Below are 11,976 nucleotides of genomic sequence, written 5' to 3'. Positions count from 1 at the left end.
ATTCTTTATGGAATAGGCTTGGCATGATCATGATTTTATTATTATTGTGTGTAGTACTTTCATTCACAGCACCAAATTTTTTGGATACAGCCAATTTATTGAATGTATTAAAACAAGTTTCCATTATTGCTATTTTAGCTGCTGGGATGACAATCGTTATTTTAACTGGTGGTATTGATTTATCAGTTGGTGCAACAGTTGCTTTATCTGGCGTTATCTCAGTCATGGTCTCTTCTGCAGGTGTTAATCCTATTATTGCGATGTTATCAGGCGTACTAGTAGGGTATGCAGTAGGATTGATTAATGGGTTTCTTACAGCCAAAGCAAAGTTACCAGCATTTATTGTTACACTGGGCAGCTTCACCTATGTTCGTGGACTCGCTTATGTCATTAGTGGCGGTTATCCAATTGTTTTACAAAACGAAACATTTAAATTCATTGGTGGCGGAAGTATTTTCGGAATCCCCACTCCTATTTATATCATGTCTTTAGTATATGTCGTGATGTTTTTTGTTCTTAAATATACGATGTTCGGTCGTCATATTTATGCGATTGGTGGCAATGAAGAGGCAGCTCGGTTAACTGGAATTAAGGTTGAAAAGTCTTTAATCAATGTGTATTCGATTAGTGGTTTACTAGCTGGTTTAGGAGGAGTCGTTTTAGCGGGTAGGTTGTTTTCTGGACAGCCAACTGCTGGTCAAATGTATGAATTAGACGCAATTGCGGCTGTTATTCTAGGAGGAACAAGTTTAACAGGTGGAAAAGGGAAAATAATAGGAACAATTATTGGGGTTTTAATTATGGGGGTAATCAGTAATGGGTTAACTCTAATGGATGTCAACTATTATTGGCAGTTGGTTGTAAAAGGTGGAGTCATTGTAGCAGCCGTTCTATTAGATAGATTGCGCGGAAATAGTCCAGCATAACGATCACACGTCATTTTATATTTTAAAAAAAGGGATGTGAAATAAAGGTGAAGAGGATTATTAGTACTCTATTAATATGTTCAACTGTCACTTGTTTACCATTTAATAGTGCATATGCAGAGGACCCTGGGTATTATAATGAACCATACCGTAATCAATTTCATTTTTCTCCTGAAGCTAACTGGATGAATGATCCGAATGGTATGGTTTTTTATAAAGGTGAATATCATTTGTTTTATCAATATCATCCGTATGGAACGACATGGGGACCGATGCATTGGGGGCATGCTGTCAGTAAAGATCTTGTTAATTGGGAGCATTTGCCGATTGCTCTATCGCCGGATGAAAACGGTCAGATTTTCTCGGGGAGTGCTGTTATTGATTGGAACAATACAGCTGGCTTTGGAAAAGAAGCAATGGTTGCCATCTTTACGCATTCAGGGGATAAGCAAGTCCAAAGTATAGCGTATAGCTTAGATAAAGGTAGAACTTGGGAAAAGTATAAAGGGAATCCCGTAATGCCAGACCCTCCTTTACAAGATTGGCGCGATCCTAAAGTATTTTGGCATGAAGAATCAAACCAATGGGTCATGTCGTTAGCGGCTAAGGATAAGATCATGTTTTATACCTCACCTAATTTAAAAGAGTGGGAGTATGCAAGCGAATTCGGCGAAGATGGTGGAATACAAGCCAATAGCTTAGACAGAACTTCTTATACCATGTCATCCCAGACAGGTGAATCATTTAGCTATGAGGGAAATATTACCCTTAATGAGAAGAATGGGAGAGAAGGGGCAGGCGGGTTAGTTTTTCGGTCAGACAGGAGTGCAAAGAACGGCTATGTTGCTAGCTTGGATGCCAAAAACGATGTCATAACATTAAGTAAGAATGTAGATGGAACAAACGAGGAAATTGCGAGAAAACCTTTTACCCTCAAAACCTCAACCACCTACCATGTGAAGGTGGAAACAGATGGGGATCAAATTCAAGTCTCTGTAAACGATCAATCCGTTATAAAAGTAACAGATATAGAATTCGATTATGGATACTATGGATTGTCAGCGTGGAATTCAACGGCAGCCTTTCGAAATGTGGAGTTCAAGAATACATCTAACTTTGAAACCAATTTATCAAAATGGACAGATGTAAACGGTAGCTGGGAGAACACGATGGATGGAAAAAGTGGAACCTCTACGGCGGATGCTTTTGTAATGAGCGATCAAACAGGGGATAACTTTTTTTATGAAGCAAACATTGAGATATCTGGGGAAAAAGGCGGCAATGGAGCTGGCTCGCTCGTTTTTCGTGCAGATCCCAATGCAACAAACGGTTATATGGCGAATATCGATGCTTTAAACGATACAATGAAAATCATGAAAATCGAAAATGGAGACATATCCATTCTAGCTGAAAAAACAATAAATCTAGATACAGATAAAAGGTACCATTTAAAAGCAAGCACCCATGGAAAAAATATTAAAATTTCTTTAGATGGAAATCTCATTCATGATGTAAATGATTCAACTTTTTCATCAGGGCATTTTGGCTTAAATGTTTGGAATTCATCCACGTTATTCCAAAATGTTCAAGTTGGTAAGAACATCATGACAGATGAGAAGGAAATTATTAATCATGATTTTGAGACAGGTGATCTAACTGGGTGGAGTACAATCGAAGGTAATGCTTTCACAAAAGATCATGTGACAAATGTACCATCATACTGGGGAGGGGATTTCGGCCACCAAGGAAACTACCACTTATGGGGATTTACTGATCTACAAAAGGGAGATGACGCAACAGGTGAACTGCACTCCTCATATTTTAAACTAGGTGGCTCTGGAGAAATCAACTTTCTGTTGGGCGGTGGTAATGATATCAACACCCGCTATGTTTCGTTAGTGAGAGCCTCTGATGATCAAGAATTAATTCGACAAGCCAATACCAAATTTAAAGAAGAAAAATATCAAAAATACGTCTGGGATGCGTCTAAATACATTGGAGAAGTGTTATATATTAAAGCTGTAGACCAAGCTACAGGTGGTTGGGGTCATATAAACATGGATGATGTTAATGTTTATAATGAAGGGGCCATGCCAAATGAAGTAGACCAAGTTGCCAAAGAGCCTGAGAAAGGCGATTCGAAAGAAAGCGGCATCCTTACAGACTGGTCTGCTGTTTCCGGAGAGTGGATACCTTCTACTCATGGTAGTAACGGAGGGATTTGGGAATGTCCTACTCTCATCGAATTACCTATTGATGGTGACCCTTCAAAAACAAAATGGGTACTACAGGTAAGCATTAATGATGGCGCTCCTGCAGGCGGGTCAGGTATGCAATATTTTGTAGGTGCCTTTGACGGGAAAACGTTTAAAAATGAAAACCCTTCCAATCAAGTGTTATGGACTGACTACGGGGCAGATTATTATGCCGCAGTTGATTGGAGCGGAATTGAAGGGAAGAATGGCGAAAAATATTGGATTGGCTGGATGAGTAATTGGCAATATGCAAATCATACACCAACTTCGACTTGGAGAAGTTCAACGACATTGCCAAGAAAGATGGAGCTAACTCAGACAGAAGAAGGTTTACGTTTAAAACAAACACCAGTTTCTTTAAAAACCATTCGAGATAAGAGTGAAAAAATTTCATATGAAAATAAAGTCATATCTGGTGAAAGTAATCTCCTATCTAAACTATCAGAAGATACATTTGAAATGATAGCTGAGTTTGATGTAGATGATATAAAAGCAACTGAATTCGGCTTTCAAGTTCGTAAAGGAGCAACTGAATATACGACTATTGGCTATGATGTTGCCACCAGACAATTATTCGTAGACCGTTCAAATTCAGGAAGCTTTGATTATGGGAACAATGTAGTCGGTAAGCATGACGGACCGTTAAATGCATTAAATGGGACTGTGAAAATGCATATTTTCATTGACCGATCTGCTGTAGAAGTGTTTGGAAACAAAGGTGAAACGGTTATTTCTGATCAAATTTTCCCGGACCCATCAAGTAAAGGATTACAAATTTATAGCAAGGGTGGAGAAGTTACATTAAAGTCTTTGAAAATATACCCTTTAAAGAGTATATGGAAATGATAAAGACTAAATTTCAATCTTATTAATGATGAGTTGATAGTAAGAGTTTATGAAGGCTGTCGAAAATGATCGATAGCCTTTCATTTTACCTAAATCAGAATGGAGATGTAAAGTAAATGAATAAAACAAACCGCGCAGTCATATGCGTTGGGGAGCTTTTGATCGATTTTTATTGTACAGATATTGATGTTAATTTAATGGAAGGTAATCATTTTCTAAAGAAAGCCGGGGGTGCACCAGCGAATGTCGCAGCTGCTATTTCAAAGCTAGGTGGGGAAGCGAGTCTTATTGGAAAAGTAGGAAATGACCCATTTGGATTATTTTTAATAGAAACGATAAAAGAGGTGGGGGTTGATACATCGATGATTGTTACTGATGATTTAGCACCAACTACTTTAGCATTTGTTTCTTTACAAGCAAATGGTGAAAGGGATTTTGTATTCAATAGAGGAGCGGATCGAAACTTAACAGAGGATAACTTATACCTAGATAGATTAAGTGGTGCAAAGATCATTCACTTTGGATCTGCAACTGCATTTCTGGAAAACCCTTTTAAAACAACTTATTTAAAAGCAATGGAATTTGCGCAAAATAGGGGGATATTTCTATCGTTTGACCCTAACTTCCGACATGATTTATGGAAAAATAGAGTGGCTGAATTTATTAGTTTAGCCAGAAAGGGTATATCAATGGCTGACTTTGTAAAAGTAAGCGAAGTAGAGCTTGAACTAATCACGGGAAAAATGGATAAATATGAAGGAATAGCAATGCTCCATCATTTAGGGGCAAAAATAGTGGCTGTTACCCTTGGATGGGAAGGCACTCTTCTTTCAAATGGAAGTGGAATGAGTGTAATAAACAGCGTCGAAGTAAATTCAATTGACTCAACTGGTGCTGGTGATGCATTTGTCGGTGCTGCTTTATTTCAATTTGCAAATCTTGAGTCCTATGACACAATTCTTAGTGATTTTAGTAAACTTAAAGAGATCATTCTTTTTGCAAATAAAGTAGGTGCTGTCGTGTGCACGAAGGTAGGAGCGATTTCTTCTCTACCAAACGAAGAAGATATATATAAAATTTAGTCTACATCGTATTGTTTTGCATTGTGAAAAAATCGCGGTAAGAGGGCTAGGTGCATCGCGATTTTTAGAGGTATTCGATGCTCATTACAGATACAGTTCATCCTCCAAAAGCTTCTTCAATCAAAGAAATTCAAACAAGGACGTTGCTTGTATTTCATTCAGGTGTGCTTATCGTGAAAAGTTTGAACAATGGCTATACCAAGAGAAGATGATACCCAATAAGATAATGGAATTTGGCACTATAGATGGAATCATCGGTTGTGTAGCAGCTGGTCTGGGTATAAGTATGCTTCCACAAAGTGTGATTACAAAGCATATATAAAACGGAATCATTAGACAACATTCAATACCGAATCTATACGGAAAAGTCAAAACAGTATTCATTTACCGAAAAGGTAAGTATGTAACTGCGTTTTTAATTAAATTCATCAATATAAAATGTGATGAGGAGGAATTGTTAGATAATAAAAGGTAATTTAAATGGAGTGATATTTCCTTCAATTTACAAAGATTGTTAAAGCTTGTACTTAAACTAACAGGTGCTTTACTTCATTACCAGGAGCTGATCAGCAGCTCCTTTTCTTATAGAACTAAAGGGGCAGGATAATTGATGAAGTAATCGAAAGATTAAATAATGCTTTCTATAAATGGGTGGGGAAAATATGATTGATAAAATCAGAAGGTTATTTAAAAAGGAAGAACTGAATGAGGTTGATGAAGAAAGGTATGTTTTTGTTCCAGTAAACGAAGAGTTACAAAGAAATATAATTGAATTAGAAGGGTTAGGAGAAGAGTTAGGTAAAGTTCTTCAAAGGAAATATGCAAATAAATTCGAAAGCAAAGGAAAACAGGATCTAAGGATTTGGATATGCAGGGACATTGATGGTGATGAAATAACTGACATTACTTCTGAAAAATGCTTAGAACTAGAGTATCGTTCTCAAATAGCGATAGATTATAATCGTCCACAATACGATGAGGATTTTTATGCAGACACAATTGAGTTATGGCATTTTAGTGATGTTATTAAAGGTGAGGCTTTTGGAACTATATACAATTTAACAAAGTGTAATTTAGAAACTGAAATTGAAGACGTCTTAAAAATCTTACTTAAGGATTAGTGTACCTTTCTTGTTGAACTAACGGGTGCGTTAGCTGAAGATCAGAGCTGTCTTTAAGGCAGCTTTTTCTTATTGAACTAAAGGGGCAGGTTAGTTCAACAAGGATTCCCCAATTAAATGGTGAAATATATACCTATGGATATACACATATCAAGATTCTTATAAATATTTGTTACTTCATATAATTCATCTTTTGTAAATCAGGAGGAAGAGTAATTGGAGAATCAAAAAAAGATAAAAAAACAAAAAGTATCAATTGGGGATGTATATGCGGTAAAACTCCCTGATGGGAGATATGGAGCATTAAGAATTGTTAACTGTGATCGAAACTCTTATCTTCTTGCTACCACCCCATATATAGGGGAGACCATCCCAATGATTGAAAATAATGTTTTAAGTAAAACTCTCCTGCAAAACCGTTTTTATTTTGAAAACGCCCCTGCAATTTGTTGGTTTGATGGTAAAATTCCTGGAATTTTTTTTTACATTGGGAACATTCAAGGGACTAAAAAAATGAGACTAAGTAATTATGGTGGCACCTGGGATGAAACAACAGGTATGGAAGCCTTTTATGAGTGGCGTTGGATCAATGACAGAGATAACTTTGAGAAAGAAATACTAGAGGAAGAGCGAAAGATTGAACAACTAATGGAAGAACCGCAGAAACCAAGGAAGATGATGACAGATGAATCCTTTTGGTACATAATATCTCTTCTAGATTGGGAGTCAGTTAATGATGAGGATGAAGTTATAGAAGTGGCTGTTAGAGAACTTGAGAAAATGGGAGTAAGGAATATTAAGCAATTTGAAGAAGCCATGTCCTACAAACTTTATTTATTAGACACAAAGGAACACGCAAAAAACATAGGCGAATATTCATACAGTAAAAACAAGGATGATTACTTCTCACCTGATGTGTTTTTATACCTTCGGTGTGAAGTAATTGCTAAAGGAGAAGGCTTTTTCAATGCGGTTCTAGAATACCCTGCACTTATGCCTAAGGAGAATACATTCGAACCATTGCTTTCCATAGCAACTGAAGCATATGAAAGGCTTACAGGAAAAGAGTTTCAGTATATCACTGGATGTGATTATGAGACTTTCTCAAATGTTGATGGTTGGAAATAATGTTGCAAGCTTCATCCAACGAGGGCGTTGCTAAAGATCGGAGCTGTCTTTAAGGCAGCTTTTTCTTTATGCAACTAACGGGGCAGGTTAGTTCATTACAGTTTATAATATGAGAAGAATTTGATTTGGATTGAGGAGATAAAATAATGCGTTCTTTTTTGAGAAAAGAATTTTGGGATGATAGAAATAAACCTATTCTGTTTATACAGTGGGTATTGACACTCTTTGCAATAATATTATATTTCCAAACTTATGACAGTATAGATTACTTTTACTCTGGAATTTTAAGACTAATTGTAGGAATAATCACCCTTCTAATAGGAATTGAAAACTACATTGTTAAAAAAAGAGAATATATATTTTGGTTCATCCTAACGATATTGTTTTGTGGAATGGGGATAGACATATTAATGAACTAACGGGTGCGTTAGCTGAAGATCGGAGCTGTATTTAAGGCAGCTTGTTCCTTATGCAACTATCGGGTCAGATAGTTGAACAACTTTATAGGTAATAATGTATCTATATAATGGAATTACAAAAGAAGGACTATTTTTCTTTAACATGAGGAGAGAAGTAATGTGCGCTTAGCTACTGCATTAGATAATGAGGAATCTAAAGAAATAAGGAAATGGTTAGAACAATACATATTTCCAAACGATTTCCTTGAAGATAATTTTTTTAACAAGTACAGTTTTATATTCGGTTGATTTGAATAATCACCTTACTCTTTTCCATTCAGTTGTTCATAATCTAAAACCTGCAAAATTTTCTCCAGAAGATTTAAATGAATCTTTATTAGAAGGATGTAGAATGTTTGGGATAAATGAGGGGTGTAATTATTTTAATGTTAATGTTCACGATAATATTTCAAGGGTAATTGAAAGCATTGGAACTTATAGTTTAAAGAGACAGGATAAAACATCTGTATTATTTCCATTGTATTACCTATTGACTGAAAACACAGCTGGTGAAGGCGGTACTTCTTATACTGGACTTATTGGTAAGGATAAAGAATGGATGTTATCAATTGAGTTCGAGAATGAGATAATTTTTAAAGTTCATGGTAATGAAAAATTTTGTAATTTTGTTAAAAAACTATTATTACAGAATAAAGAAACATGAATGTAACCATTATTATTCAACTATCAGGTGCTTTAGCTTTAGAGAGATGTCTTTAAGGCAGCTTTTTCTTATAGAACTATCGGGGCAGGTTAATTGAAGATGTAACTATAAGTATAAAACATTAACCATAAGAGATTCTTATGTATTTTTATAAATAATATAAAGTTTTATTTACTTTGGAAGTTTAGTATCCTTTAGTTAAAGGGGAAGTTTTTGGAAAAATTTGAATTCATAGGGGTGATAAAATGATTAAAGGATTACATCACGTTCAGATAACTATTCCAAAGGAGACTGAAGAAAAGGCTAAAAATTTCTATTGTGGTATTTTAGGTTTACAAGAAATCGAAAAACCCGAATCCCTTAAAGGACGAGGAGGATTTTGGTTAAAAGTCGGTGATAAAGATGTACATATAGGAACAGAAGATGATTTTGATAGATTGAAAACTAAAGCACATATTGCTTACGAAGTAGAAGACATCTCATATTGGAAAAATAGATTAACAAAAGAGAATATACAAATACTTGATGGTGTTCCAATTCCAAATTTTGAACGATTTGAATTTAGAGACCCATTTGGTAATAGGGTAGAAATGATTCAAAATTTGAACTTATAAGTTCTTTTTTGAAACATAGAGTACAATACAAGGCCTTATAGAACTAACATGTGCGTTAGCTGAAGATCAGAGCTGTCTTTAAGGCAGCTCTTTTCTTATGGCACTAACGGGGCAGGTTAGTTAAACAAGTATTATAAATTTTTATGATAGTAAAGCAGGTAACTTTGGTATTGTATTTTGCTAATATATAGTTGATTTAAAAGCAGACTAACGAGCTGCTATTTTTTTGATTTTTTGTAACGAAATCTTTCTATCATAGTCTTACATATGAAAGGAGGTAGAAGATTGACAGAATTTGAGAGTATATACAATCAATACTTTCGGGAGGTTTATTTATTTGTTCTAAAATTAAGCCGTAATGAAAAGATTGCAGAAGAAATAACACAAGAAACGTTTTTTAAGGCTTTAAAAGGTATAGATAAATTTCAAGGGTATTGCAAAATAAATGTATGGCTTTGCCAAATTGCAAAAAATACATATTTCACCTATCTCAATAAACAAAAAAGATACGATACAGAAGAGATAGAAGATATAACCGGCGAAAATATAATCGAAACGTTGATTTTAAAAAAGGAAGAAACTTTCCGTATTCATAAAGTTTTGCATTCCTTAGACGAACCTTATAAAGAGGTATTTACACTTAGAATATTTGGTGAACTTTCCTTTAAACAAATAAGTGAACTATTTGAGAGGACGGAGAGTTGGGCGAGAGTCACATTTTACCGAGGTAAACAAAAAATACAAGAAATGTTAAGGGAGGAATGAAATTGAGAAAAGTATCTTGTGAAATAATTAAAGATATGCTTCCGTTGTATTACGACAGTGTATGTAGTGATGATAGCAAAAGAATGGTAGAGGAACATCTATCAGTGTGTAATAACTGCAAAGTGGAATTTAAAAAAATTCAAGATGAAATTCATATTCCAGAAAAAAGTATTATTGAAAATAGAACGGATAGTAATGTCATAAAAAATATATCTACTTCGTGGAAAAGATTACGGTTAAAGTCTTTTATTAAAGGTGGAATAATAACTGCATTATTAATAGGCATAATCATTTTAGGATATGTTGGCTTGTTTAAATGGGAAATCAACAGTGTTTCTACAGATGTAGTGAAAATTAGGGATATAAGTGAAATGGAGGATGGTAAAATCGTATATTATGCGGATATAAACGATGGATATAGTTTAAATACAATAAAATACGATATGGATAGCGAAGGGAATTTTTATATGACTCCACTACGCCCCTTAATAAAGAAAGAAGCACAGCCTCCATACGGATTAGAAAAAGGGTATGATTTTATAGATATTAAAGTACAAGAAGAATTTCGTGGTAAGGAAATAAAGAGAATTTATTATGGTACGCCAAAGGATAAAATTTTAATTTGGGAAAAGGGAATGGAATTGCCAAAGGCAAGTGAAGAAGTAGAGAAATACTTTGGATTTGAATAGAATAGAATTTGTCTTTTTTTTATTCAACTAAAGGGTGCGTTAGCTGAAGATCGGAGCTGTCTTTAAGGCAGCTTTTTCTTTATGGAACTAAAGGGGCAGGATAGTTGCATAACAGACCTGGGAAATATAGGATATTAATGTTATGCTCTTAAACATAAACTGAATTCACCGGAGGGGAAATATGGAATTGTTTATTGGAATAGCTCTTATACTTATTGTATTTTTTTCATCAAGTATTATTGAAAAAAGATTAAAGAATATAGAAAAACAAAACAATCGTGTAATAGAAATTTTAGAAGAAATTAGAGATAAGAAATAAACGTTCTTTAACTAACAGTTTTCTCCTATGGTAGTAAAGGGGCAGTTTAGTTGAATAAGAAAACATTAAATTAGAGAATAGAAGGTGAGGAGGATAGTAATTAATTACTATTGATAATAGGGGATGTATATATGAATTGGAACTGGAATGAAACCACTATAGATTTTCCATTCTCGTCCGAAAACTTAAAGAACTTGTTAAATACCGTTTGCAGAAAAGAAAACAGATTTTCACAATTTGAGTTTATTAAGTGGTGTGATAACCTCACAATGGCTTTTGAGGAAGCTGAAGCTGAAGCATCTAATGAACTTGGTGAAATAGCTTTTGGGATAGCACGAGATATTGAATGTCAATGGGATTTATTTTTGGTAAATACTTACTCATTAAAAGAATTGCAGAATTTAGACCTCTCAAAAGTAAAGTTACCTCAAGATTGGTTTAAAGAGTGGTTAAAGCAATTAAATGAGGAATAAAAGGTAACTCCTTATTCTACTAACGGGTGCGTTAGCTGAAGATCAGAGCTGTCTTTATGGCAGCTTTTTCTTTATGCAACTAAAGGGACAGGTTAGTTGAATGAGGAATTCCATTTTCCACACAAATGAAAAGGTGTTAAATGGTATGATTAAATAAAAAATTGTACAGAACTTGATTTTTAGGGGGAAATATATTCTTGAAAATAGTTAGAATTATTTTAGCAATAATTGTTCTTGCTTTATCAGCCTATCAGCTAATAACTGAAACCTTTGTAATGCCGTATTTAATGTTGATCGTGGGGGCACTTATGTTGGTAACAGGATTAGTCGAACTTCAAAAAGATAGAAAAGGAGGATTTTTGGGGTGCGTAGTTGTCTCAATATTTCTTTTCTTTGTTTCAATACAGGGTTTCTTATTGAACTAACGGGGCAGGTTAGTTAAATATATCCTTCATAGTTAATGGCTCATTTCGTGTGTAACTCTATACTTGTTTTTAATTTTAGGCTCTTTTCGTAAAGATTGTTGTTTTTAAAACGAAACGATTTAAGGTTGATTGGAGCGGAAGTGCGAGACTCCCGCGGAAAGCGAGCATCTGGAGGGGAAATCAACCACACCTCACTATTTGGTAAATAGCA

Annotated in this window: 14 protein-coding genes and 1 pseudogene; all 15 read left to right on the top strand. The window is 34.8% G+C overall.

From position 1 onward, the window contains the following. The first annotated feature begins 23 nt into the window (after positions 1–23). On the top strand, positions 24–926 hold the full coding sequence (locus J7I96_RS12500; RefSeq protein ID WP_225988884.1) for an ABC transporter permease: 903 nt from the start codon (positions 24–26) through the stop codon (positions 924–926). 74 nt (positions 927–1,000) lie between these two features. Beyond that, a pseudogene (locus J7I96_RS28825) lies at positions 1,001–2,017 on the top strand (glycoside hydrolase family 32 protein); the annotation flags it as partial. A 78-nt stretch (positions 2,018–2,095) separates the two neighbouring features. Next, positions 2,096–4,027 (top strand): glycoside hydrolase family 32 protein, encoded by a 1,932-nt coding sequence (locus J7I96_RS28820; protein WP_396020098.1) that lies wholly within the window; start codon positions 2,096–2,098, stop codon positions 4,025–4,027. A gap of 116 nt (positions 4,028–4,143) precedes the next feature. Next, positions 4,144–5,109, top strand: coding sequence for a carbohydrate kinase family protein (locus J7I96_RS12490; RefSeq protein WP_214925653.1), 966 nt, complete (start codon positions 4,144–4,146; stop codon positions 5,107–5,109). A 208-nt stretch (positions 5,110–5,317) separates the two neighbouring features. After that, on the top strand, positions 5,318–5,431 hold the full coding sequence (locus J7I96_RS28815) for a hypothetical protein (protein ID WP_396020093.1): 114 nt from the start codon (positions 5,318–5,320) through the stop codon (positions 5,429–5,431). Between the two features lie 340 nt (positions 5,432–5,771). Further along, on the top strand, positions 5,772–6,230 hold the full coding sequence (locus J7I96_RS12480) for a hypothetical protein (RefSeq protein WP_214925650.1): 459 nt from the start codon (positions 5,772–5,774) through the stop codon (positions 6,228–6,230). 216 nt (positions 6,231–6,446) lie between these two features. After that, positions 6,447–7,358: a DUF4240 domain-containing protein gene (locus tag J7I96_RS12475; RefSeq protein WP_214774826.1), complete on the top strand. Its 912-nt coding sequence runs from the start codon at positions 6,447–6,449 to the stop codon at positions 7,356–7,358. A gap of 146 nt (positions 7,359–7,504) precedes the next feature. Then, positions 7,505–7,777: a hypothetical protein gene (locus tag J7I96_RS12470; RefSeq protein ID WP_214925647.1), complete on the top strand. Its 273-nt coding sequence runs from the start codon at positions 7,505–7,507 to the stop codon at positions 7,775–7,777. Positions 7,778–8,168: 391 nt separating this feature from the next. Continuing rightward, a complete protein-coding gene (locus tag J7I96_RS28020) occupies positions 8,169–8,480 on the top strand; it encodes a hypothetical protein (protein ID WP_251029158.1) in 312 nt (103 codons plus the stop codon). 245 nt (positions 8,481–8,725) lie between these two features. Next, positions 8,726–9,094 carry a VOC family protein gene (locus tag J7I96_RS12460; RefSeq protein ID WP_048687544.1) on the top strand — a complete coding sequence of 123 codons (369 nt, stop codon included), beginning with the start codon at positions 8,726–8,728 and terminating at the stop codon, positions 9,092–9,094. Positions 9,095–9,379: 285 nt separating this feature from the next. Next, the gene (locus J7I96_RS12455; RefSeq protein ID WP_098186143.1) at positions 9,380–9,859 is read left to right on the top strand and encodes an RNA polymerase sigma factor; all 480 of its coding nucleotides are present in this window, start codon (positions 9,380–9,382) and stop codon (positions 9,857–9,859) included. Between the two features lie 2 nt (positions 9,860–9,861). Continuing rightward, a complete protein-coding gene (locus J7I96_RS12450) occupies positions 9,862–10,548 on the top strand; it encodes a zf-HC2 domain-containing protein (protein ID WP_214925644.1) in 687 nt (228 codons plus the stop codon). A 181-nt stretch (positions 10,549–10,729) separates the two neighbouring features. After that, positions 10,730–10,867, top strand: coding sequence for a hypothetical protein (locus J7I96_RS12445; RefSeq protein ID WP_187049253.1), 138 nt, complete (start codon positions 10,730–10,732; stop codon positions 10,865–10,867). 131 nt (positions 10,868–10,998) lie between these two features. Continuing rightward, positions 10,999–11,340 (top strand): hypothetical protein, encoded by a 342-nt coding sequence (locus J7I96_RS12440; RefSeq protein WP_214774821.1) that lies wholly within the window; start codon positions 10,999–11,001, stop codon positions 11,338–11,340. Positions 11,341–11,537: 197 nt separating this feature from the next. Then, positions 11,538–11,765: a DUF3953 domain-containing protein gene (locus tag J7I96_RS12435; protein ID WP_214774819.1), complete on the top strand. Its 228-nt coding sequence runs from the start codon at positions 11,538–11,540 to the stop codon at positions 11,763–11,765. The last annotated feature ends 211 nt before the right edge of the window (positions 11,766–11,976 follow it).

The sequence above is a fragment of the Bacillus sp. ISL-78 genome, from assembly GCF_018613455.1.
Taxonomy (GTDB): domain Bacteria; phylum Bacillota; class Bacilli; order Bacillales; family DSM-1321; genus Peribacillus; species Peribacillus frigoritolerans.
The sequence above is the reverse complement of the archived record's forward strand: the minus strand, read 5'-3'. Positions and strand labels throughout refer to the sequence as shown.